The 24533-nt window shown below is 46.5% G+C and carries 21 protein-coding genes; 8 read left to right on the forward strand and 13 right to left on the reverse strand.

What is annotated here, in order from left to right; all coding sequences use genetic code 11:
- Positions 1-27: 27 nt before the first annotated feature.
- Complete coding sequence (locus tag MHI48_RS28615) at positions 28-924, reverse strand: diacylglycerol kinase family protein (protein WP_076328679.1); 897 nt, start codon at positions 922-924, stop codon at positions 28-30.
- A 547-nt stretch (positions 925-1471) separates the two neighbouring features.
- Between MHI48_RS28615 and MHI48_RS28620 the strand changes: the two genes are divergently transcribed.
- Both MHI48_RS28620 and MHI48_RS28625 read left to right on the forward strand, forming a co-directional pair.
- Positions 1472-2065, forward strand: a complete 594-nt coding sequence (locus tag MHI48_RS28620; RefSeq protein WP_036667883.1) for a hypothetical protein — start codon at positions 1472-1474, stop codon at positions 2063-2065.
- Between the two features lie 45 nt (positions 2066-2110).
- Positions 2111-2263, forward strand: coding sequence for a hypothetical protein (locus MHI48_RS28625; protein WP_405142457.1), 153 nt, complete (start codon positions 2111-2113; stop codon positions 2261-2263).
- A gap of 457 nt (positions 2264-2720) precedes the next feature.
- Here the strand turns inward: MHI48_RS28625 and MHI48_RS28630 are convergent, their stop codons facing one another.
- The 4 genes from MHI48_RS28630 to uxaC form a co-directional block, all read right to left on the reverse strand.
- Positions 2721-4598 carry an ABC transporter ATP-binding protein gene (locus MHI48_RS28630; RefSeq protein WP_405142459.1) on the reverse strand — a complete coding sequence of 626 codons (1878 nt, stop codon included), beginning with the start codon at positions 4596-4598 and terminating at the stop codon, positions 2721-2723.
- On the reverse strand, positions 4595-6322 hold the full coding sequence (locus MHI48_RS28635) for an ABC transporter ATP-binding protein (RefSeq protein ID WP_036667885.1): 1728 nt from the start codon (positions 6320-6322) through the stop codon (positions 4595-4597). Before MHI48_RS28635 ends, MHI48_RS28630 begins: the two co-directional genes overlap by 4 nt.
- Positions 6319-6861 carry a MarR family winged helix-turn-helix transcriptional regulator gene (locus tag MHI48_RS28640; RefSeq protein WP_036612904.1) on the reverse strand — a complete coding sequence of 181 codons (543 nt, stop codon included), beginning with the start codon at positions 6859-6861 and terminating at the stop codon, positions 6319-6321. Before MHI48_RS28640 ends, MHI48_RS28635 begins: the two co-directional genes overlap by 4 nt.
- A 400-nt stretch (positions 6862-7261) precedes the next feature.
- A complete protein-coding gene (gene uxaC / locus MHI48_RS28645; RefSeq protein ID WP_036612908.1) occupies positions 7262-8704 on the reverse strand; it encodes a glucuronate isomerase in 1443 nt (480 codons plus the stop codon).
- A 203-nt stretch (positions 8705-8907) separates the two neighbouring features.
- Here uxaC and MHI48_RS28650 point away from each other — a divergent pair, with 203 nt between their 5' ends.
- Positions 8908-9651: an MBL fold metallo-hydrolase gene (locus MHI48_RS28650; RefSeq protein WP_036612911.1), complete on the forward strand. Its 744-nt coding sequence runs from the start codon at positions 8908-8910 to the stop codon at positions 9649-9651.
- Between the two features lie 181 nt (positions 9652-9832).
- On the opposite strand, the gene MHI48_RS28655 is transcribed toward MHI48_RS28650, so the two are convergent.
- From MHI48_RS28655 to MHI48_RS28665, 3 genes are all read right to left on the reverse strand, one after another.
- Entirely contained in the window at positions 9833-10462 is a 630-nt protein-coding gene (locus MHI48_RS28655) for a hypothetical protein (RefSeq protein ID WP_405142463.1), read from the reverse strand.
- 545 nt (positions 10463-11007) lie between these two features.
- Positions 11008-12489, reverse strand: coding sequence for an alpha-amylase (locus MHI48_RS28660; protein WP_076328674.1), 1482 nt, complete (start codon positions 12487-12489; stop codon positions 11008-11010).
- Positions 12490-12891: 402 nt separating this feature from the next.
- Positions 12892-15204 (reverse strand): helicase C-terminal domain-containing protein, encoded by a 2313-nt coding sequence (locus tag MHI48_RS28665; protein WP_405142465.1) that lies wholly within the window; start codon positions 15202-15204, stop codon positions 12892-12894.
- A gap of 169 nt (positions 15205-15373) precedes the next feature.
- Between MHI48_RS28665 and MHI48_RS28670 the strand changes: the two genes are divergently transcribed.
- The 4 genes from MHI48_RS28670 (at position 15374) to MHI48_RS28685 (ending at position 18633) form a co-directional block, all read left to right on the forward strand.
- Entirely contained in the window at positions 15374-15586 is a 213-nt protein-coding gene (locus tag MHI48_RS28670) for a helix-turn-helix transcriptional regulator (RefSeq protein ID WP_036612923.1), read from the forward strand.
- On the forward strand, positions 15576-15890 hold the full coding sequence (locus MHI48_RS28675) for a hypothetical protein (protein WP_051449528.1): 315 nt from the start codon (positions 15576-15578) through the stop codon (positions 15888-15890). Before MHI48_RS28670 ends, MHI48_RS28675 begins: the two co-directional genes overlap by 11 nt.
- Positions 15891-15981: 91 nt before the next feature.
- On the forward strand, positions 15982-16479 hold the full coding sequence (locus tag MHI48_RS28680; RefSeq protein WP_036612926.1) for an antibiotic biosynthesis monooxygenase: 498 nt from the start codon (positions 15982-15984) through the stop codon (positions 16477-16479).
- Positions 16480-16650: 171 nt separating this feature from the next.
- Positions 16651-18633: an LTA synthase family protein gene (locus MHI48_RS28685; protein WP_405142468.1), complete on the forward strand. Its 1983-nt coding sequence runs from the start codon at positions 16651-16653 to the stop codon at positions 18631-18633.
- A gap of 184 nt (positions 18634-18817) precedes the next feature.
- Here the strand turns inward: MHI48_RS28685 and MHI48_RS28690 are convergent, their stop codons facing one another.
- Positions 18818-19711, reverse strand: coding sequence for a LysR family transcriptional regulator (locus tag MHI48_RS28690; RefSeq protein ID WP_405142470.1), 894 nt, complete (start codon positions 19709-19711; stop codon positions 18818-18820).
- 167 nt (positions 19712-19878) lie between these two features.
- On the opposite strand from MHI48_RS28690, the gene MHI48_RS28695 reads away from it, so the two are divergent.
- Positions 19879-20736: an alpha/beta fold hydrolase gene (locus tag MHI48_RS28695; protein WP_036612931.1), complete on the forward strand. Its 858-nt coding sequence runs from the start codon at positions 19879-19881 to the stop codon at positions 20734-20736.
- A 159-nt stretch (positions 20737-20895) separates the two neighbouring features.
- On the opposite strand, the gene MHI48_RS28700 is transcribed toward MHI48_RS28695, so the two are convergent.
- From MHI48_RS28700 to cidR, 4 genes are all read right to left on the reverse strand, one after another.
- Complete coding sequence (locus MHI48_RS28700; RefSeq protein ID WP_405142472.1) at positions 20896-21567, reverse strand: GNAT family N-acetyltransferase; 672 nt, start codon at positions 21565-21567, stop codon at positions 20896-20898.
- 46 nt (positions 21568-21613) lie between these two features.
- Positions 21614-22288: a GNAT family N-acetyltransferase gene (locus tag MHI48_RS28705; RefSeq protein ID WP_405142474.1), complete on the reverse strand. Its 675-nt coding sequence runs from the start codon at positions 22286-22288 to the stop codon at positions 21614-21616.
- Between the two features lie 254 nt (positions 22289-22542).
- Positions 22543-23400, reverse strand: a complete 858-nt coding sequence (locus tag MHI48_RS28710; RefSeq protein WP_076251768.1) for a carbon-nitrogen hydrolase family protein — start codon at positions 23398-23400, stop codon at positions 22543-22545.
- Between the two features lie 112 nt (positions 23401-23512).
- The gene (cidR, locus tag MHI48_RS28715; RefSeq protein ID WP_036612948.1) at positions 23513-24397 is read right to left on the reverse strand and encodes a cidABC operon transcriptional activator CidR; all 885 of its coding nucleotides are present in this window, start codon (positions 24395-24397) and stop codon (positions 23513-23515) included.
- Positions 24398-24533: the final 136 nt, after the last annotated feature.

A 24533-nucleotide genomic window follows, 5' to 3' on the forward strand; every position in this document is an offset into this window, starting at 1 on the left:
TAAAATCAAACTAAAAAACCGGGGGATTTAATAACCCTCCCCGGTTAGAAACTTCAGATGACCCGTCAGCACCGACAGCTCGGCGGGTGTCTTCATATACAATTCGCCGTCCGTGTCAGCTGACATCGGCGCATCGGTCTTCACTTTTAACGTAGATGCCTTGAAGTATGAAATACTCTCACTCTGAGGTTGCCATTCTCCCTCTGGCTTGTGCGACAGAATCTCTCGCAGCAGCGGAATGCCTGTCTCATGAATAATGAGCACGTCCAGTTCGCCATCCTGCAACGCATCCGGTGCAAAGGGTAATGCATTCGTTCCTAGAAAACGACCGTTGGCTGCATAGATCATCACCGCTTCGCCTTCCATCTCTTTCCCATCCGCCTCCAGTTGGTAACGAAACGGTTCCGTATGACTAATTGTCTGTAAGGTACTGATAAAATAACTGAGCTTACCCAGCGCACCTTTCAGATTCTCGTTAATATTCTGCGAAGCATCACTGATCAAGCCAATGCCAAAAAAGTTCGTGAACACCCGATCATTAGCTCGTCCAACATCAATGGATACCACCCGACCTGCTAGCATTTCTTGTGCCGCAATCTCTGCATCCGGTGAAATCCCGAGTGAACGGGCAAAGTCATTACAGGTGCCTCCAGGCAATATACCAATCAACGGAGGATGTTGCAGATCGGCCAGTCCATTCACGCATTCATGCACCGTGCCATCCCCACCCAGGATAAACACCACATCGAATTGCTCCCCGCGTTCACGACACAGCTTCTCTCCTTCACCAGCTTCATCCGTACGCACAATGACGAGTTCATGGACAGCGGGAGCCAGCACACCAGCCACAAGGCCCACTGTATTCTCACGATTGGCCTTGCCCGAATGATGATGATGAATTAACAACGCTTTGTTAAACTCCATCCCTCTTCCTCCATTCCAATGCTTGTTACCCTTTACCCACAAAGGTCGAAGCCGTAAACAAGCCCTTCGCTAAGTACACATCATGATTCCAAATAGGTTTCCCAATCAGGTATGCATCCTAATCCTCATTCATTCGTAATAGCTATATAAGTTCAACTTAAGAATATTCACACATGCCACTCCGATGCCAGAATAACCTTCCGATCGCTGTTATCCCCAGATTTTTCTGATTTACTTTTACAAAGGTGAAAATCTGGTGATAAGCGTATGCTTCCGATGTAGCTTTCTTTCAGAAAGCTTTTAGGCCAACACTTCGCTTCTTCAGGTTATTTCTGTCCTCTACGTTCTCGTGTAAATGTATAGTTAAACTTAAATAGATAACCCTTTTATCTAACTAGCCAATTCCTTTTTTAACCAGATGTATGCATGAGAAAAAGGGTTTCTCGGCACCTTAATGTCATAAGGTTGCAAATTTTGCTGGTGAGAACCCATTCAAATTGAGTCAAAACGGTTATATCTATACCATATACGAATGGAGGGATTCCCTATGATTCCGGCAACGTTGGAACAATTGGAGCAAGTTCGCAAGGAATGCCGTACCATGGTTCGCAAAAGAGCTACCGCATCTGCCGGTACAACACTCGTTCCGCTACCCGGTACAGACGTACTGGCTGATGTGGGGATGCTGATGCAGCTGTTGCCTGCCATTAACAATAAATTCGGATTATCACAAAAACAGCTGGACGGCATGGACCCCGAGACCAAATCCATGATCTATGGATTCGTGATGTCCATCGGAAGCAAAGTCATTGGTCGTATGATCACCAAGGAATTGGTGGTACAGGTTCTGAAAAGAGTCGGCGTACGCGTAGCCACCAAATCCGTCGCCAAATTTGTCCCCTTTGCAGGACAGGGATTGGCTGCCGCACTCAGCTTCACAGCCATGCGCTATGTGGGTAACAAACATGTGGATGACTGTTATGAGGTCGTCAAACGCATGATTGAGCAGCGCGAATTAATCCCGGGTGAACCCGCTCCGTCTGCGCTGGAGGAAGCTAACAGCGACGACGTGAAGGCAGAAGTGAAGTCAGTCTCTAGCAATGACACTGATGAACCTGCGAACGATTCTAAGGATCAGTAAAATGCGGGTCATGCCCTGTTCAAACAGAGGCATACAAAGTATCTCATGACCAATCTGGATGTCCCAATCGGTGATCTTATGCCCGTGTGGTTGTATCTCGATTGGTGTACGATGAATTCAAAATATAAACAAACGGGACAAAGCAGTGTAGTTACACCGCTTCGTCCCATTTTTATTTTTGCAGCATGGCATATGTAAGACAATTATGACTAAGGTTTACTAGAATATTTTAACGAACTCAGCACACTCTAATAGGCACAATTCCACAATACCGGCGTTCTAACGAATCATAGACACTTTATTTCCGCATTCTGCAGTTTATTTTACCGCTTTGTGTTGCTTATCAGAGAAATAACATGTCTCAAGTTCGTTAGAATTGGGAGTGCTTGATAATCCTCCATATAAGGTGTCTACGATTCGTTAGCATGGACCAAGGATGAACCCTCATCCTGTCTGCACCTCACGCAAACAATTGAAAGGCTGACGAGCACCACAACCCAATTACTATGACAACGTTCCATCATACCTTATAGATCCATCGTATCCAAACGAATCCAATCTGCTCCACATTAGAATCCACTCTTCTGGATACACGACAAATAGCCGGGAGCACCCCTAAGAGTGCTCCCGGCTATTCTAGTTAGTTACAGTGTAATCAGATCGCCTGCGGTTGTTGCTCCGCAAACTGACTATTGTACAGATCGGCGTAGAAGCCCTGACTTGCCATCAATTCATCATGATTGCCCTGTTCAATCACGTTACCATGATCCATAACCAGGATCAGATCGGCGCCGCGAATGGTAGACAAACGGTGTGCAATGACAAAGCTCGTGCGATCCTTCATCAGATCATTCATTGCTTTCTGGATAAATACTTCGGTCCGTGTATCCACGCTACTCGTCGCTTCATCCAGAATGAGGATGGCGGGGTTCGCCAGAATCGCTCTTGCAATGGTCAGCAACTGTTTCTGCCCTTGAGAGATGTTCGACGCCTCTTCATTCAGCACCGTATCATAACCATCAGGCAGTGTACGGATAAAGTGATCCGCATGTGCCGCAACGGCTGCCTTGATTACATCGTCTTCCGTAGAACCTTCTCGACCATAGGCGATGTTGTCCCGAATCGTTCCGTTGAACAACCAGGTATCCTGAAGCACCATGCCGAACAGACTGCGCAGCTTACCACGCTCCATGTCCTTAATGTCTGCACCGTCAATCGTAATCCGACCATCCTGAATTTCGTAGAAACGCATTAACAGGTTGATCAGGGTTGTTTTACCGGCTCCCGTTGGTCCAACAATGGCTACCGTCTGTCCCGGTTTTACATCAATATTCATGTTATGAATGAGCAGTTCATTTTCTTTATATCCAAAATTAACACCTTGGAATGCAACCGCACCTTTAGGCTGCTGTAATTGCACGGGTTGTTTGGACTCCGGAACTTCTTCCTCTTCATCCAGCAACTCGAATACCCGTTCTGCCGAAGCAATCGTTGATTGAATAATATTGGAGATATTTGCAATCTGGTTAATCGGTTGTGTGAATTGACGGGAGTACTGTGTGAAGGCCAGAATATCCCCGATAGAGATAGTTCCGCGTGTAACGAAAATCCCACCAACCACACAGATCAGTACATAACCCAAGTTACCCACAAAACTCATGAGCGGCATAATAATACCGGAGATAAACTGAGCTTTCCAGCCGGATTCATACAGTTCTTCATTGACCTTCTCAAATTGCTGTACGGATTGTTCTTCGCGTCCAAATGCTTTGACGACCTTGTGTCCCGTGTACATCTCTTCGACATGACCATTCAGTTCCCCAAGGGATTTCTGTTGACCCGCAAAGTGTTTTTGCGAACGAGATGCAACCAGCATGACAACAACTACACTGAGTGGCAACGTCAAAATCGTGATCAGCGTCATCCATGGACTAATCGTCAGCATCATGATAATTACACCGACAATTGTGACGATAGACGTAATGAACTGTGCCAAACTTTGCTGAAGTGTATTACTGATATTGTCCACGTCATTCGTGGCACGGCTAAGTGTCTCCCCAGTTGTGCGGGAGTCAAAATATTTCAAAGGAAGACGTCCAACCTTCGCACTGATCTGCTCACGCATGTCATACACAACACGTTGGGCCACACCGGCCATCAGGTATTGCTGAACATACATAAATGCAGCACTGAACAGATAGAGTCCGCCAAGCAGGTATAACACTTTCATCAATGCAGGAAAATCAATCCCGGCTCCCTGTACACCCTGAAGGATGGCAATGGCGCCTTTACTGAGAATATCCGTTCCTTCGGCCATAACTTTTGGACTGATGATGCTGAATACGGTACTCAAAATGGCTGCAACCAGCACACCTAACAGACGAGAACTATGGGGCTGGAGATAACGAATCAAGCGCCGTAGTGTGCCTTTAAAATCTTTTGCTTTCTCAGCGGGAGGTCGCATGCCCATTCCGGGACCTGGACCCGGCCCACCATGGGGACGAGGCGACTTACGTTCTGTACGTTCACTCATGCGATCTCCTCCTCTGTCAGCTGGGAGGATACAATCTCGCGATACACTTCATTGTGCTCCAGCAGCTCTTTATGTGTTCCTGAACCGACAATTCGGCCCTCATCCATAACCAGAATGCGATCGGCATCCATTACTGTACTTACGCGTTGCGCAACAATCAGCACAGCTGCTTCTGTCGTTTCGGACTTCAGTGCAGCACGAAGTTTAGCATCCGTTTTGAAATCGAGAGCAGAGAAACTGTCATCAAAGATATAAACTTCCGGACGGCGAACAAGTGCGCGAGCGATGGACAGACGTTGCTTTTGTCCACCAGATACGTTGTTACCACCTTGAGCGATAAGGCTGTCATATCCCTCTTTCATCTCGGTAATGAAGTTCTCCGCCTGAGCCGTGCGGGCCGCATGAACAACTTCATCCATTGTGGCATCATCTTTCCCGTGACGAATATTCTCCGTAATCGTACCCGTAAAGAGGACTGCCTTTTGTGGTACAAAGCCAATTTTGGCACGCAGATCTTCCTGCCGAATTTCACGCACATCCGTACCATTTACCCGAACACTGCCTTCGGTCACATCATAAAATCGTGGAATAAGGCTGAGCAATGTCGATTTCCCAGAACCCGTACCACCGATAATGGCTGTTGTCTCACCTGAGCGAGCTGTGAAGGAGATATTGGACAAAGCTGGATTCTCTGCGCCCGGATAACGGAAAGTTACATTGTCAAACTCAATCATACCCTGCATGGATTTCATACCACGAGGCTGCTCGGGATTGCTAAGATCCGGCTGCATATCAAGCACTTCGTTGATCCGTTCTGCCGATGCTGAAGCCCTTGGAATCATAACAAAGATCATCGAAACCATAATCAGTGAGAACATGATCTGCATTGCATACTGGATGAAGGCAATCAATGCACCGATGTTCATATTACCAGTGTCGATCCGCATTCCACCAAAATAAAGGATGGCAATCATCGAAAAGTTCATAACCAGCATCATCACAGGCATGATGGTCGCCATGAGCACATTAACTTTGATCGATGAATCTCTCAGTTCTGTGTTGGCCCCGTTAAAGCGCACTTTCTCATGCTCCCCACGGTTAAAGGAACGAACAACCCGAATCCCTGTTAACTGCTCACGCAGCACCAGGTTGAGTCGGTCCAGCTTTTTCTGAATGGTTTTGAACAAAGGTAAACCCTTGGCACCAATCAGCGCAATAGCTCCACCGAGTACCGGAAGCACGACCAGGAAAATCGTAGATAATTTGGCGTCCTGAGATACCGCCATGAAGATACCCCCGATACACATGAGCGGAGCCATAATCATCATGCGCAGCATCATTGTAAGTACATTCTGTACCTGTGTGATGTCATTCGTCGTACGTGTAATCAGCGAAGCAGTACCCATCTTATCGAACTCTTGGAGAGAGAAGTTCTCCACATGGCGGAATACTCTGCTACGCAGTTGTTTGGCAAATCCACCCGCTGTTCGAGATGAGAGATAACTGGCAATCACCGAACACGCTGTTCCGCCAATCGCGATGACCAACATCCATCCACCAATCTGCCAGATATACGGGATATCCCCTTTAATGATGCCGTCATTCACAATATCTGCCATTAACGTAGGCAGGTACAATTCAGCAAGCGACTGAAACAGTACCAACACCAGAATAAAAATAATCGGAATTTGGTATGGCTTCAGCATGCGAAACAGTTTCATCATGGCTTATCATCTCCTCTTGTCGAATCATCCTTTTGCAAGGAAGTTAATGTATCAAAAAAGGTGTATACCTTTGTCAACAACTCAGCTAGCTGAGTACTGTCTTGCTCACCCAAATGCTCAACTAACTTATTGAATATTTCCATGCGTTCTTGGTGAGCAGCCCGAATAATTTCACGACCTGCTTCAGTAATCGTGATGCGGACAGCACGGCGATCCTCCGGGTCCATCGTCCGTTTGACCAGCCCCTCATCTTCAAGGCCACGAATAACAGGTGTAATGGTCGGTGACTTCACTCGTAGCAATGCGCTGATTTCCGAGACTTTCATCCCGGGATGATTGGATTCGATCGTGTCATTGAAATCAGGCGGATTGTCCTGCCAGTTCAATTGTTCTCCCGGATGCATCCCGTGGAGTAAACAACCCAGCACCATAATTTCATTGTGATTGCGCCCATGAGGTTTATGTTGCCTCCATTTGCCTTTATTAAACTGCATAATGGAGTACAAAAGCTTCTGAGCGACCGGATCTATACCAGTCATAATGGGTCCCTCCTTCTTTCTTTATCATTCCATAGACATCCAACATCATAGGACATCTATTAAATAGTAATACAATTAAATAGATGCACAATTAATTAGGTTTACTAAGTATATTATCGCAAGAAGCCATTGTCAAACATCTAAAAATAACCAACATAAACCCATAACCAAGAGCATACACGCGCTTGATTATGGGTTTTGTCATATGGCCTCCATTGGAGCCCACTATAGTTAGTATGTACAATTCCATGAATTCAACTTATAAAGAAACTCCCGTTCATAACTCCGGTGGATGATGGCCCGGAGGTAAGGAAGGGGAGCATTTTATTACGATTGAAAAGTAGACACAAAAGAATCTTCTTATTGTATAAATTGCATGATTAGGTGCGTTTGTTACTCATCAGGACTGTGAAGCAGAGACTGTTTTAGGCACTGAGGCAAACGGGAAATACTCTTTTGCATTGTTGTAGGCGATGCCCTGTACGATCTGACCAAGCAGCTCCATATCCTGCGGTGCCTCCCCTTGTTCGGCCCATTCACCGATGAGGTTGCAGACGAGACGACGGAAATACTCATGCCGGGTGTAGGACAGGAAGCTGCGTGAATCGGTCAGCATGCCAACAAAACGGCTGAGCAGACCAACATTCGCCAGGGCTTTCATCTGAGCGAGCATGCCATCCTTCGTATCATTGAACCACCAGGCGGCACCAAGCTGGATTTTGCCCGGAATACCCCCGCCCTGGAAGCTGCCGATGATCGCCGCGAGCACTTCGTTGTCCCTTGGATTCAGAGAATACAGAATCGTTTTGGGCAGTGCTTGTTGCTGCTCCAACGCGTCGAGCAATCCAATCATCGCTGCGGAAAGCGGCGTATCATTCACGGCATCGTAACCAGTATCCGGCCCAAGTTTGGCAAACATCCGTGTGTTGTTGTTACGGGCTGCATTAATGTGGAACTGCATCACCCAGCCCCGATCTGCATACAGTTTGCCAAGGAACGTCAGCGTTACCGTCTTGTATTTGTCCTCTTCCTCACGAGTTACCTTCTGACCCGCAAGTACCTTTGCAAAGATGGCAGCTGCTTCTTCGCGTGTAGCCACGCCGTAAGGAACATAATCAAGTGCATGGTCAGAGACTCTGCCGCCGACGGAATGGAAAAATTCCACACGTGACTCCAGCGCAGCAAGGAAAGATTCATAATCTGAAATGGCAGTGCCAGATGCCTGCGACAGCTTGCCCACCCATTCCACGAAGGTATCCCGGTTCAATTCCAAGCCTTTATCCGGGCGGAAAGAAGGTAATACCGCCGTATCAAAGCCTTCGATTTCCTGAATTTTCAGATGATACTCCAGAGAATCCGTTGGATCATCGGTTGTGCACACAACAGTGACATTGGATTTGGTAATCAGATCGCGTGCACCGAATCCGTCACTGTTCAGTTTGGCATTTACTTTTTCCCAGATGGCCGGTGCGCTTGTCTCATTCAATACTTCGTAGACGCCGAAATATCGCTGTAATTCCAGATGAGACCAGGCGTACAGTGGATTACCAATCATCATCGGTACCGTTTTGGCATAAGCCATGAAACGATCGTAATCGGTTACTCCCTCGCCGCCGGTCACATATTGCTCTTCAATTCCGTTTGCGCGCATGAGCCGCCACTTATAGTGATCACCGTATAACCAAGCCTCTGTAAGATTGCCAAAGGTTTTGTTCTCGTAGATCTCCTGAGGACTGAGGTGGCAATGATAATCAATAATGGGCATGTCTTTGGCATAATCCTCATATAACTTGATCGCCGTTTCATTGTGCAGCAAAAATTGTTCATCCAGAAAAGATTTCATTCGCCTCGCACGCTCCCTTTAGGTGAGTTTACGTTCATATGGGTTCACTTCCCATCTTTACGCTACACTGTTTATCATCAAAGTTCAATATAAAATGATAGCGTTATCAAAAAAGGTTGATTTAGGCATATATTCGGGAACAAGGTATACTGGATTTAACGCAAGGATGCTGATCTGAAGATCACACAAGGAGATGAAATGAATTGAAAATCACTTTTCTCGGCACTGGAGATATGTTCAGCGTGGAGCAGCACCACAATAGTATGTTGGCTGAATTCGGAGACACGCATCTTGTCATTGATTTTCCAGAATCAAATGCTAAAGCACTCAAGGAATATGGATTCGCCATGACCGATATCCACAACGTGTTCATTACGCATCTACATGAAGATCATATTAATGGTGTACAGATGCTGGGTTATTACGCACAGATCGTAGGCGACCGCAAACCCCGTCTGTTCATACACGAACAATTGGTAGATCCGCTCTGGAACATTCTATCCCCCGGCATGCGCTACACAACGGATGGTGAACGTACCATGAGCGATTACTACGATGTCGTTCCCCTGCCAGATGGAGGCACATTCGAACTGGGCGGCGTGACGTTTGAGACGTTTCGGACACAGCATGTTCCCGGTATGGTCAGCAATGGGCTACTCGCCAAGCCTTACTTCTATTACAGTGCTGACAGTACACTCGACCAGGAACGTGTGGAGCAAGTTGCCGCTGATGTGCAGCTGATTTTCCATGAATGCCATATGCACGATCTGGTCATCAAATCCCATACTTCATTGAAAGATCTGGAGCAGTTACCCGCGGAAGTGAGACAGAAAACCGTACTGATGCATTATCATGATGAGTACGCGGATGCGGACAGACGGGATCAGTTCAACCGCGAGCATAATCTGCGGATGGTTGGCACGTTGGAATCATTTGAACTGGAGTAGGTAAAACCACAAACCTGAGAAGCCTGGAGCATTTTCAATGGAACGAAGTGAGTTCAATCGAATGTGGGATACGATGAATCAGTATTTTGAAAAGTAATAACCTTACTATCTCAAATAGATAACCGGCAGCGTCTACTCAGATTCCTCATACGGAACTGGTGGATGCTGCCTTTCTATTAATCTAATCTCTCTCCAATGACTTCATATACTCAATCGTCCTTGGAGACGGCTCGGCCTGAACATGAAAATAATCTTCCGTTCGCTGATCATTTGGGCCATAGGAAATTTTGATATACATATCTGCATAACGCTGGAGGATATTGCTGTCGATCTCCGCCTTTGGTTTCAAGACATAACTTCTGCTCAGACTCAAACCAAGCGGTTCCTTGTCCGGCCCTAAACTAATCTCGTGTGTATTACTCACATTGGAATGAAATAACTCTCCGGCATCTATTCGATTTATCATGTTGGGATCGAGGGTGAAGGACTGAATGACATTAACCATGGGCACCCGAGCCTCATTCACCAAAATCTCATAAGTAATCCGATCAACTCCGGATTCATGACTCATATCCACCGTTGCTGTCAAATTATAATCATCTGGCGAGTTCATCTGAAAAGACTCAAGGTTCTTCGTAACCCGCTCATTCAAATCTCTTCGCTCCGAATTCAACGTATACTCATCGGTTCGCTTCGGTTCACCCGCTGGCCCCTGGTTTGGTCCCAAACTGCAAGCCCCTAGACACACGGCTATTACAAATAGATACATGACTAACGGGAAGAAACGGTTCAGCTCTCTTTTGGAATTCATGCCATCCCTCCTCTTCTCCAATCCTCTGTAAAGAATATCACTTTGTACGTTCTCTCATTTGGTTTCCTAATACTCCATTTTTGGATTATTGTACCATGTATTAAGATGTGGAACTGAACTGTTTCTTTCTCATTTCATGTATAACTTATAGCAGTGATTCGTTTGCATATGGCGGCGAGCCTCAACCCGCGTTAAGCTAACGAATCTGAGAGGCCTTATTCGGCTGAAATCCGAGTTACCAGTATTCTAACGAATCTCAAACGCGTTAATCTGGTGATGTTGCTCCAATTGGCGCTATTTCAATCGTTTTTGAGAGTAATAAGGTTACTGAGATTCGTTAGAATTCCAATAACGCTAATTCAGTGCAAATAAGGTGCCCTCGGTTCGTTAGGATGGAGTTTTAGTTGTACCTAGATAAATGCAAAAAACCACCTGGACACAGGTATACTCGCTCTCCTGTTCAGATGGTTTAACGATAACGATCTATCTATATACTGTTTTTATGCGGTCGGTGTACCTTTTCTTATCCTGCCTGGCACATGCCGTTACTCAGCGTCAGCGCAGTCCTCATTCTGTTCAGGAAGAGCCCATACCGAGACGCCTCCACCGCACACATGGAAGGTGGCCCAGCCGTCTTCCTCAATGGTAATCTGATCATCACAGCTCTTCGTCAGATCCACCCAGACTTCACCAGCACGATGCTCTCCGATGAACATCCTCTTCTCACCGTCATCCCCGTTGGAGATGACCACTGCACAACCGGAACCTTCGATTTCCTCTACGCCACGACGTACCCAGCCAATCGTATTGGCGTGATCGAAGTAATCTTCCTGCTCTCCATACGCTTTGTTGCAACGGGCAGACAGCAGAATGTCCAGAATTTCTTTTTTGCCATCCACAGGTTCAGGACCACCAATGCCATAATAATCCCCGTAAAATACAACCGGATAACCATCGCGACGTAATAGCGTCAACGCATAGGCGCTCGGCTTAAACCAGTCTCCAATCCATGATTCCAACGCTTCATGAGGTTGGGAGTCATGGTTATCTACAAAAGTTACCGCATGGGTAGGATGTGTCTGAACCAAGGTATCATCAAAAATTTTGGAGAGATCAAAGTCTCTACCTGCAAGCGAAGCCTCATGCAACTTGTAGTGAAGAGACACGTCAAACAGGTCGATCTGATAGTCTACCGTATCGAGGAATTCACGACATGCATCCAGGTTTGAATTCCAGAACTCGCCTACGATGTAGAAATCCTGACCGCGTTTGCGGATCATCTCTGCTGCGAATTCCTTAATGAATTCATGGTTGATATGCTTAATCGCATCCAGCCGGAACCCACCACACTGGAGGGTATCGATCAACCATTTCCCCCAATCGATCATCTCGCGCCGAACATCCGGGTGGTTATAATCTATATTGGCGAACATCAGATAGTCATAGTTACCAAACTCATCATCGACATTCTCATTCCATTTTTTATTCTCTCCTGCGATGCGGAATACACCTGTTCGTTCTCCCTTGGCATCAAAGTCCGTGCCGTTGAAGTGTTCAGAGTTCCATTTAAAAGAGGAGTATTGATCCCCGCGACCCGGGAATGTGAATTTGGTCCAGCCCTCAATCTCAAACGGCTCAGAAATTTCCTTCGTTCGATCATTGGGATCAACCTCAATCACTTTAAAAACTTCCGTCTCATCTGCTCCGGCCTTGTGATTCATGACCAGATCCACATAGACGGCGATTCCGTTCTTCTGACACTCGGCAATGGCCTCCACCAGTTCCTGCTTGGTGCCATATTTGGTCCGTACGGTACCCTTTTGATCAAATTCGCCCAGATCGTACAGATCATATACACCATAACCTGTATCTTCTGCTGACACTGCCTTGGTTACGGGTGGCACCCATACCGAGTCAATGCCTTTGGCTTTCAGTTCCGGGGCCATTTCAGCCAGTCGCTTCCAATGATCTCCGTCTGCAGCCAGGTGCCATTCAAAAAACTGCATCATGGTATGATTTCTCTTCATTATAACCGACCTCCTTGATTGCTATCGAAGCGGACCGCGGAACGGATAGGGTAATCGCCGTTGTTCGTTCGTTGCTAACCAAGTTATAACCCTTTCACCCTACCCTTCAATCATATAAAGGAAAGAAAATCGAAAAATATATGCTGTATAAGCTTAACAAAGATTATTTACACTGACACTACGATGACAGAATAACCTTCCAATCGCTGTTATCCCCAGATTTTTTGATTCCCTTTTTTGAAGGGGAAAATCCGAGGATAGCGTATGCTTCCGATGCAGCTTTCTTTCAGAAAGCTTTTAGGCGAACGCTTCGCTTTTTCAGGTTTTTTCTGTCCTCTCCGTTATCGTGTAAATGATTAGTTCAACTTATATACATGCATCATTTCATTCGTAGTTCGTTCATCAAATTCGTTTATAGTCCCGCCACTCCTCTGGCAGCAGGGAACGATACGGTTCCTGGATAAAACGATCGTCGACCAGCACCAGCACACCCCTGTCTTCCTCTGTCCGAATCAGCCGTCCACCCGCCTGCAGCACCTTGTTCATACCGGGGAAAATATAGGCATAATTGAATCCGTTGCGTCCTGTCCGATCATAGTAATCACGTAATACGTTGTTCTCCAGACCAATCTGCGGCAACCCCGCACCTACCACAACGACGCCATTCAAGCGGTCTCCCGGCAGATCGACACCCTCCGAGAATACGCCACCCATGACGGCAAACACCAAGCGTGTTCGTTCAGGATTGGGTTGAAAACCATCCAGAAACTGCTCCCGTTCCAGTTCGTTCATGCCTTGCTTTTGTATGACCGTATCCGCTTCATTCGGAAGTTGTGCATAGGTTTCGTATATCTCGCGCATATAAGGGTAGGAAGGGAAGAAGACCATCAGATTGCTGCGCGGCCATTCACTTACCAGCTGTTGCAGCATCTCTGCAATGGGGCGCCGGGATTGCTCCCGGTCCTTATATCGCACAGATAAGGGCAGAAGCCTTACATCCAATTGTTCCCGCTGAAATGGTGATGGAATCTGCAATGTATAATCCTCTTCCTCTGCACCCAGCATATCCCGATAATAGCGAAGGGGTGACAATGTGGCCGAGAAATGAATGAGGGAGCGGAATCCTTTGGCCGTCTGACGAAGCAGTACCGAAGGATCGAGACAAAATAACTTCACTCTCACTTCACTTCGAACACACTCTGCATACGTAATAAAACGTTCATCATACAGCTTGGCAATACGCAGGAAATTCTGTGCCGTGAAGTAGGCATCCAACAGCAGCTGATCCGTCTCGGCATTCCCTGAACCACCTTCAACAAGACATTGCTCCGCAACCATGACAAAAGGCTCCAGTCGTTCAATCAGTTCCTCCGGTGCTTCCTGCTGGATGATCTTTCCTTCTTCTCCACCGTTTTTCCGAAGGGTAATCAGATACTTATCAATGGCCCCGGTGTAGTCAACAATGGCTTTGGCAGCAGGCACACTGCTGTCCAACGACTGGAACTCTCTTTTCACATCCAGAAATACTGCCTTCTCCAGCTCAGCGGAAAACATCATTCGGCCACGATCGACCAGATTATGAGCCTCGTCCACCAATAACACCGTCTTGCGTTTCTGCTCCTCCAACATTCTTTTCAGAGAGATCCTTGGATCGAAAATATAGTTATAATCGCAGATCACCGCATCGGCTGCATACGCCGCATCCAGTGAAAACTCAAACGGACACACCCGATGTTTGCGCGCATACCGCTCGATGACCGGACGTGTCATCAACGTCTCATGTTCCAGCATGTCCAGCACAGCACCGTTAATACGGTCATAATACCCTTCACACATGCCGCATTGCCCCGTATCACAAGCTTCTTCTTCTTTAAAACATATCTTGTCCTTCGCGGTCAGACTGATAACATGCATCTTCAATCCTTCCGATTGCATCCGGGCAAAAGCTTCTTCTGCCGCCACCCGTGTCGTCGTCCTCGCGGTCAGATAGAACAATCGGCTTGCTTCGCCTTCGCCAATCGCTTTGACCGTGGGGAACAGTACGGACATCGTTTTACCAATGCCTGTTGGTGCTTTGGCCATCAATCCCTGGCCTTCACGAATGGTCTTGTACACGGCTCCTGCCAGCTTCCGCTGTCCCTCCCGGTATTTGCGAAAAGGAAACGGCAGCTCTTTCACACTGATATCACGCTTTTCTTCATATGCAGCGATCATCTCTGCATATGGCGCATAACCGGCAATTACTTCTGCCGCAAACTGCTCCAGTTCCTCTCGTTCTGCCATTCGGCGGAATCGTCTTTCTTCATGAGTTACCGAATGCACGTACGTCAGCTGCACTTGCATGCGTGGTTCATCTTGCTGATCGGCGTACATGTAGGCATACATCATCGCCTGCGCCCAGTGTACGGGAAGACCTTCTCCCAGATCATCCAGATTGCCCGCAGTTGATTTGATCTCATCCACCGTCAACTGACCCTCCAACCGGATCAGGCCATCACATCGTCCCTCCACCACATAGGTCAGATCCCCATGTTGAATCTCAGCTTCGAGCACAATCTCTTTCAGATCCTCTTCGGTGTACTCCTTCTGTACCCGCTGATGAATTCGAGTTCCCTCCTGCATCGAGGCATTGGTCCGGAACCCTGGACGTATGCTGCCGCTGCGGTACACATACTCCACCAAAGGTCTAACCGATATCCGAATTGTTGTTGTCATACGATCACCCGTTCTGTTTGTAGTGATTATACTTTATCATGAAATATGCTTTTGGACACAGCACCACCTCGAAGAAGTGGAAAATATTATAAAGAGAGATTGACATCCCATCGTCGCATAAGTAAAGTTAACTTTACGTAAAGCGAACTTTACTTATGGGAGGATATACTTGCAAAATCTAATCAGAGACAAACGAATACATATGCACATCACACAGGAAGAACTGTCTCAACGGCTTAAGGTCTCCAGGCAGACCATCATATCGTTGGAATCCGGAAAGTACAAACCTTCTCTTGTGCTTGCTCACAAGCTTGCCCAATTATTTGGCTGTCAGATCGAGGAATTATTTATTTTTGAAGGAGATGAGAATATTGAGTTCTGAATTACTGAATCGGATGATCGGGATCGGTGGAATTGTAGCTGGTTTGTTATTTGCAATACTCATTATTTTTTTCACAAGGTTGATTGCAAAAAAGCACAACGGACTGGATGAGCGGTACCTCTATTGTATCACGAGAGCAAAAGCCTTCTCCTGGAATGCGACCACTATCAGTCTTGCTCTGGCCTGGATCCTCGTAGTTATGCTAGACGGAATATCGCTTTCCTTTTTCATTATTACTGCAGTGTTTGTCATTCATTGTTTATCTTCTATTGCGGCAAACCTATACTACTCAGCTCGGAATTAGCCCACCTGTCCGATACATGTGAACCGATTGGACTCGCACAATCCCATATGCTATGTTGAGATAGAATGTACTTAATAAGGAGGCAGCTTCTATGTATATCTATTTGGTTCCTTCACCGATTCCGGATGCACTTGCTGCATACCCGCATCTGACTTTGCGAAGCGAAGAGCACGTGCGTCTGGCTATTGAATCCGCAGAACGCCTGATGAATATTGAGTCTGATGATAAAGTAGCCGCATATGAAGCTTTCGATGCCGCAGGCTCCTGGACTGGCGGTGGTTACGCTGTTCTCAACAATATCCCTGTCACAGAGGATGGTCGTAACGATTTTGAAGAACGGTTTAAGAACCGTGCCCGCAAGGTAGAAGACGAGCCTGGCTTTGTTGGTATTCGTGTGCTTCGTCCTCTGAAGGATGACACGTATGTCGTACTTACACTCTGGCAGTCGGAGGAACATTTCAAAGGCTGGCAGGAATCCCAAGCTTATAGTCACGCTCACCGTAACCGCAGTACAAGCGAAGGCCTGACCGCACAGAAGCCTACAATGTTCCCCAGACCTTCTTACGTCACAACGTACACTATAGAATAACGAAATTGGGTCGCATCTGGCTTTTATCGCAGTAGCCCATGTTTTTTCAAACCTCTTCCTGCATGGAAGAGGTTTTTTGCCGTCAATTGTAGAAGGCTCTCATTTTTGACACAGCCATGCTGAGATAGGATAATACTTGTTAAATGAAACTTCGGAAGGGAAGGCGGTACCTTGTCACGCAGTTCACTCACCCGATTTCTAAGCGGACCGTTTATATTCTTTACCATTATCATGATGATCAAAAGTTCACTGGCCTGGATTGTTATCTTCGATGACATCCCTGTCTGGAAACCACTGCTGACCGAATTGCCGCTCATCTGGATCGGCTTCTGTCTAATCGAGTGGTTTGCTGCCAAGCGGCGAATGTGGATATACCTTGCCATGAATTTGCTGCTCTCAGGGATTTTCTTTGCAGCCATCATGTACTACAAATACTATGGCGTAATCGTTAACTATCATGCGTTGGCACAGGTGAATCAGGTGACCTCGGTAAAGAGCAGCATGTTTTCTTTGCTTGACCCCTATTATTTGTTTATTTTTGCAGACGTTCTGATTATCGGGGGGATACTCATTCGTCGTCGGATCAAGCTCGGGAGTACAGAACGTCCGAACCGCATTCCGCTTGAACGACGTGCCAGAAGAAGGGTTGCCTCGGTCATTCTGACCTTGTCCATGATCCTGTGCATGCTTAACATCTATCCCAATCGGGCCAGCATGAGTGAGCTTACACAAGCAGAACAGATGGGCATCCTCGGTTACGAGGCGTATACCATCCTGGATCGACCTGATAAACCTGTGCCCATCGCTCACATTGATCAGACTGACATCGACCAGCTGAAACAAACGACCGAACTTCCTGCAATTGTGGAGCAGGGTGCCGCGAGCGGACGCAATGTGATTATGCTCCAGTTGGAATCGTTTCAGAACTTTCTGATTGGATTAGAGGTAGATGGACAGGAGATTACGCCTAATCTGAATCAATTGGCTAGACAGAGCCTGTATTTTCCGAACTTCTATCAGCAAGTGGGACAGGGAAATACATCAGATGCAGAATTTGTTGTGAACACATCGTTCTACACCCCGCCGAACGGGGCAGCAACAACTGTATATGCGGATAAAGCTCTGCCGAGTCTACCCAAGCTGATGTCAGCAAACGGATATCAGACAGCTACATTCCATACAAATGATGTTCGTTTCTGGAATCGGGATCAGTTATACAAGGCACTTGGATTCGACCAGTATTATGATATTAATTATTTCGGCACACAGGACTCTATCGCCTTTTCGGCCTCGGATGAAGTACTGTATTCCAAAACACTGGATAAGCTGGAATCCATGCATTCTTCGGGCAAGCCCTTCTATGCCCATATCATCTCCATGTCAGCCCACCACCCGTACACTTTGCCTAAAAACAAGGTGAAGCTGACGCTGCCAGAGCGTTACAAGGATACGTTGCCCGGTGATTATTTGATATCACAGCATTATGCGGATCAGGCGGTTGGACAGTTGATTGCTGGATTGAAAGAACGGGGATTATGGGAAAATAGCTTGTTTGTCTTGTACGGGGATCACCTGGGGCTTCCCATCTACTCACTGGATCGGGATGACAAAGTCCTTATGAAAGAGTTGTATGGTCGGGAATACACATCAGCAGATATGATTAATATTCCACTCATTATCTCGGCCCCAGGCGTTACCCCGGGTGTACAACTGGAACAGATCGGAGGCCAGGTAGACATTCTGCCAACGATTGCGGGACTCACCGGAGTATCGCTGAAGGACCAATTACACTTCGGACAGGATTTGTTACACGAAGGTGGAAATCTGCTACCCGAACGTTATTACCTTCCCTCCGGGTCAGTGCTAAACGATGCTTCTCTCTTCATTCCGGCGAAAGGATACGGGGACGGAACACATTATTCCCTAGCTGATGCGGGCAGACAAGATGAAGGGCAACAGCAGATGAATGTTCCTTCGGAAGAGATGCCGAAGAATTCAGGAGAAGAGGAATCTCCAACTATCGCCACACCCAATAACAGTGAGGTGTCTCCTTCGCGGTTTATAACCAAGGAACAATATGATCGAGCATTGGATCTTGCACACTTGTCCAACAGTTATTTGAGCCAGCTCCCGGATCGAAAGGACGCGAACTGATTTTATTTTTCTAATATTCTAAAAAGAGCTTCATAGTGAATCACCAAGTACTGAAGTTTCTTCAAGATTACACATCTATAACGCACATGATCAATCCTGCAAGGATGAACATGTGCGTTATTTGAATTACACACAATCGGCATTCAACCCTTTACCATTTCAGAAGGCTACAAGAGCTGATGGATCAACATTCTTTAAAATATTTCAGTAGTTCCGATTGGAAACTTTCAGCAGTAAAACTACGCTCTCGATTTTTATGAACAATCAGACCATGCGTAAAGCTTATTTTAGAAGTAAAAGGAAGAATTTTTAATCTACCCATCTTTAGTTCGTTTTTGATCGCTATTTTAGGGACCAAGGCAAAACCTTTACCACAGCATACAAGTTCCTTGATCATCTCAAGACTTGAAAGCTCTAACGCATCCTTAACCACAATCCCTTCATTCTTTAGAACATCTACAGCAGTCGTATGATACAAACAAGATGTGCCGTTACTGATAAACACCTCGTCATTTAGAATCTGCGCCCCTACACTTTCCACTTTCCAAACCAAATCCTCAGATGCAACAAAAACAATAGTCTCTTCCATAATCGGATAAAAGAGAATGTCATGTCGCTCAGGGTTTTGAGGAACAATGCCAAAATCCAGGGCATAATCCAGCACACTTTTTAGAATATCTTGATGCGCCCCTTGTTCAACACGTAAATTTACGCTTGGAAAGTTTCTCGTATATTCCTGTACAAATGGAAGCATGCGTGTAAGAAAAAAGGATTCCTGTAGTCTAATATTTATTGTTCCGCACGGCTCATTCATATCATTCATACTTTCTTTAAGGGATTCACTTAAGTGGACATACTGATAAGCATATTTGGAAAATACTTTTCCAGCTTCCGTAGGTTCCACCCCTCGTGGAAATCGATGAAACAACTTCTGTCCGCAGATCTTCTCCAGCTGTTGAATATGAGTTGTTACTGTGGACTGGACATAACCTAAGCGCTCCCCAGCTCGGCTGAAACTCTTCTCTTCAAGCAAAGCAATAAATGCCTGAAAAAAACGACCCTCTAAGGAATTTATCATATCTTTCACCCTTTTGTATTTTGATTTGAAATAGCTAGTATTCAATTTATTCGTTATTCAAATGAATAGTTTAATTATACAATAAAAACACGTCATCACCAGTTGTACAAGTAAGTAAGAGAAATAATATTGGACTTCTTAATGAATCCAGAAGGAGATGTAAAAAAATGAAGATTAGTTATCAGCACCAGAAAGTTGGAGATGTCGAAGTTTTTTACCGTGAAGCCGGGCCTAAGGATGGCCAAGTTATTTTACTATTACACGGGTTTCCATCCTCTAGTCATATGTTTCGCGACCTTATTCCCAAACTGGCAGAACAATACCGTGTCATTGCCCCTGATCTTGCTGGGTTTGGTCGCACAACAACTCCACCGCGCAGTCAGTTTGACTTCACATTTGACAGCCTGTTTCGAGTTATTGAAGGTTTCACTGAAGCATTAGCTCTTAAGAAATATGTAATGTATGTGTTTGATTATGGGGCACCTGTCGGTTATCGCTTGGCAGTGGCTCACCCGGAACAAGTTCAAGCCATTATTAGTCAGAATGGCAACGCATATGTCGAAGGGTTTAGTGACGCATGGGGACCTTGGGAGATGTATTGGCACTCTCCAACACCTGAAAATCGTGAAGCATGTCGTGATTCCTTAACCCCCGAAACTATCCGTAACTTTCAGTATCTTCATGGAACTGATGCTAGCCTTGTTTCACCAGACGGATATTCACTGGATATTGCCTACATGTCACGCCCGGAAGCTGAAGAAATCCAACTGGATTTAATCCTCGATTATAGAACAAACGTGGATCTTTATCCTGAATTTCAGGCTTATTTCCGCAATTATCAACCTCCTCTTCTAGCTGTATGGGGTAAAAATGATCCTGCTTTTCTTCCTGCTGGAGCTTTAGCTTATAAGCGTGATATCCCATCTGCAGAAGTGCATTTACTTGATACTGGGCATTTTGCTCTCGAAACACATGTGACAGAGATCCATGAGCTCATTCACCACTTCTTAAAGAAAATATTTTAAAACCAACTTACATTGGCTCAATCTCAACCTCGAACTAAATAGAAAAAACCCGTAGAAAGCAGGTCCAATAATGGCCTGTTCTACGGGCTTTTTGCATCTGTCATCATTCTTCAAGGTACTTGCAACGCCACTATGATTTAATGTTCTATCCCGTCCAGTTTACAACGGCAGTAGCGCAACCGACTTGCGAGCAGTCAATTGCTCTACCATGGCAAGCCATTCTTGTGGTTTGTTAGGAAGCACTGCATAATATCGATTCAGGAAATCAGCCACCAGGCTTGCTCGCAGTTCACCAAGCGACTCATCACCTGGCATGAAACACAGATCCAATCCGCCAACCGCTTCACCGTCACCTTGCCAAGATGGATGAACATATGGGAAGTCCAGACGCTGATATCCCAGATGGGACAGAACTTCGCGACGCACATACGGGTCCATCGGCTTGATGCCGCCAAACTCGTGATCCTGACTCAGATAAGGGTTGTAGATTTCGGCAAACATACCGAACAATTCTTTCCCGTTTGCTGCAGCCAGCTTTTGCAGATCACGCTTGCGGTGATTCGCCAGGAAACTGCCGATCCCCAGACCTTCACGCCCAATAATCGTGAAGTCCGTCATGGCTACGTTCCAGTCCTCGTAATAACGGTACTCCGTCGCTCCAACAACCTGTCCCTCATGTACAGCCACGAACACCCGAATACCCGGATCTTCCAGCGGTTCTTCCCATAGGGAGAAGTCCAGCACTTCTTCCCGCGGGAAAATCTCCTGCATCAACTTGTGCATTTGGGCAAACAATGGATCTTTAATGGATGTAATGCGCATGAATTCCATGAATAAATACCCCCTCGATTGATAATGTATTTCATTTAACATTTCTTTATCTGAACGGATTCCGCCACTCCATCAGGGCTGCATAGTTGCAGGATTCCTCATCGTCCAGATAGTCTGCGGTCACACCAACAGGCATGCGGCCACAGCGAAGCAGGAACGATATCACCGGGTCACGCCTCTCTCCCGCTGCTACCTGATCCAGATATTCCTGCGCAGACAGTTGGTCTGCAACCAAATGATAACCGGGCATTCTACCAGCACCAAGTAACCGATCCATCCCCTGAGCGATGACAAGGTGGTACATCGCCTGCATCATAAGCTGAGCCAGTCCCCATTTGCGGTACTTTGGACGAACACAGAGATCAACAATATACAGCGTGTTGCCATCCGGCTGGTGGTTACGAATATAACCGTCATCCGTTACTTCGGCCCAGGTATGACTTGCTGGATGTGCAGGGTCCCACTGCATCCGTAGCGAGGTCATTGAGCCAGCCAATTCTCCATCGACTTCAATACAGATGGCACCCTCCGGGTTATGCTGTACATGACTGGTGAGCTGCTCGTGACTCCAGAGCAGTTCTTCCGGATAAGGAGGAGGGAAACTCTCCGCCTGAATGCGAATGAGTTCCTCAAAGTCGGCAGTAACATAATTGCGAACGACTGCTTTTACCCTTTTGCCACTTCGCTCCGGGTCGGTAATCAGCATTTCTTTGGTATACATGTTGCCGGTTCACCCCTTTCCACTGACAAAATGAATTCCCTACTCTGTTTCGCTTCGGTTTTAATTATGTGTTCAAAAAGGTCGGTTTTCAGTACCGAGAAGATGGGATGAAGCTAGAAATGGAGTAGCGGAGCGTAGGGAAGACTACGTGAGCAACGGACATTTCGGCTGAATTCCATATTCGATGCTGATGATGCCACTAGGCATCCTTCGTAATCAAAAGCGGGCTTTTTGAACAACCTCTATAAGGTTGCCTACTCCCAATCGGTATACAGATCAGTACGGCGGTCACGCCAGGTCGTTACCGATCCACGTTCACGTACCTCATACAACAAGTCCAGATCCAGATCGGCGGTCACGATCATATCGTTGTTAATCTCACCCTCGGCCAGAATGCCACGTGGCGGGAACGGAATATCATTCGGCGTAATAATTGCAGCCTGTCCATAGTTGGCACGCATGAAATCAACGGTCGGCAGGTTACCCACTGTTCCGGTTAACACAACATACACCTGATTCTCTACCGCGCGGGCATGACTCGTATAACGCACACGGTAGAATCCGTGACGATCGTCCGTACAGGAAGGACAGAAAATTACGTCTGCGCCTTTGGCTTTGGCCATCCGTACAATTTCCGGGAATTCAATATCGTAACAGGTCAGCATCGCAATACGGCCTTTGTCCGTGTCGAACACCTCAAGTCCCTCTCCGGGAGCCATGTTCCATTCCTGGACTTCGGTTGGTGTAATGTGAATCTTGTCCTGCCGCGCGATGCGACCATCCGGGTAGAACATGTGGGCTGTATTATACAGCTTCCCTTCACGTCGAATGACGTGGGTTCCCCCGATGACGTGCATGCCGTACTTGGTAGCAAGAGACGTGAATAGTTGTTCATATTGCTCCGTAAAGTTCGGCAGATCCTCAATTGTCAGTGCATTGCCTTGTTTGTCCCCAATGGACATTAATTGCGTTGTGAAAAATTCCGGGAACAGCACAAATTCAGTTCCGTATTCACTCGCTGTCCGTATGTAATGCTCAGCCTGAGCGGCGAACTGCTCAAACGAGCTGATTGTGTGCAATTGGTATTGTACAGCGGATACCCGCAGTTTCATGTTCGTACACCTCCATCATGATTATGCTTCCATTGTAACAACGATCCGGGGTCAACAAAAGAGTATTTACACTGGGCACTACAATGACAGAATAACCTTCCGATCGCTTCCCTTACTCACCTAGCATCGACTGTGTGAATCCGATCCACTCTCTCGTGGCAAATGAAAGATAACGGTCCTTTCGCCAGATCATGCCGAGTTGCCATGGAATCACCGGTTCCACCACGGGTATAATGCGCACGCGCATGTTGTCTACCTCACGACAGATCGTTTCCGGTAGTAGAGCTACACCCAGATTGGCGGCAACCATTGCGCTGAGCAGATCCCACTGGGAGCTCTCATATACCACCCGGGGCTGAAACCCCGCATGCTGACAGGCCACAATAATCCGGTCATGCAACGCAAAATCCTCCCGAAACAATACAAAGGCGTCATTTTCCAGTTCATGCAGCGCAACTGACTCTTTCCCTGCAAGCGGATGTGAAGGGTGTACAAGCAAGTTCAACTTCTCTTTGACAAACACAAAATGATCCAACAGCTCATCCACGGTTGGCAGTACGGCCACGCCAATATCCAGTGCACCACTGATCACATCGGCCTCTACTTTTTTGGCACCATCCTCAAATAGTTGAATGGTCACCTGCGGGTAGGCTTTGTGAAATTCACCAATGATCATGGGGAAAAAGCTGGACCCCACCATTGGCGGCAAGCCAATCCGCAGATGGCCTTTCTTCAAGTTCATCAGGTCGTCCAATTCGGACGACAGACTGCGGAATGATTTTTCAATCTCAAGTGCCTGCCGAAAAAACACATGGCCTGCATCGGTTAGTTCAACTTTCTTCCCATAACGGTCCAGTAAAGTGATACCCAATTCCTCTTCAAGACTCTTGACCGTCTTGCTGATCGTGGGCTGGGTGATATACAGGACTTCGGCGGCTTTTGTGAAGCTCTGCTGCCGGGCAACTTCCAGAAAATATTGCAAATGGCGGATATCCATCGGTTGATACTCACCTCTCATAGACAAATGGAATAGTAAACATTCTTAATATGCATTTTACTCATGAAAGAATGCCATGTAAAATTTGTGATATCAAATGAATCATTTTCATTTTAATAATAACTTAAACGATTAC

The sequence above is a fragment of the Paenibacillus sp. FSL H7-0942 genome (genome assembly GCF_045040715.1).
Classification (GTDB): Bacteria; Bacillota; Bacilli; order Paenibacillales; family Paenibacillaceae; genus Paenibacillus; species Paenibacillus amylolyticus.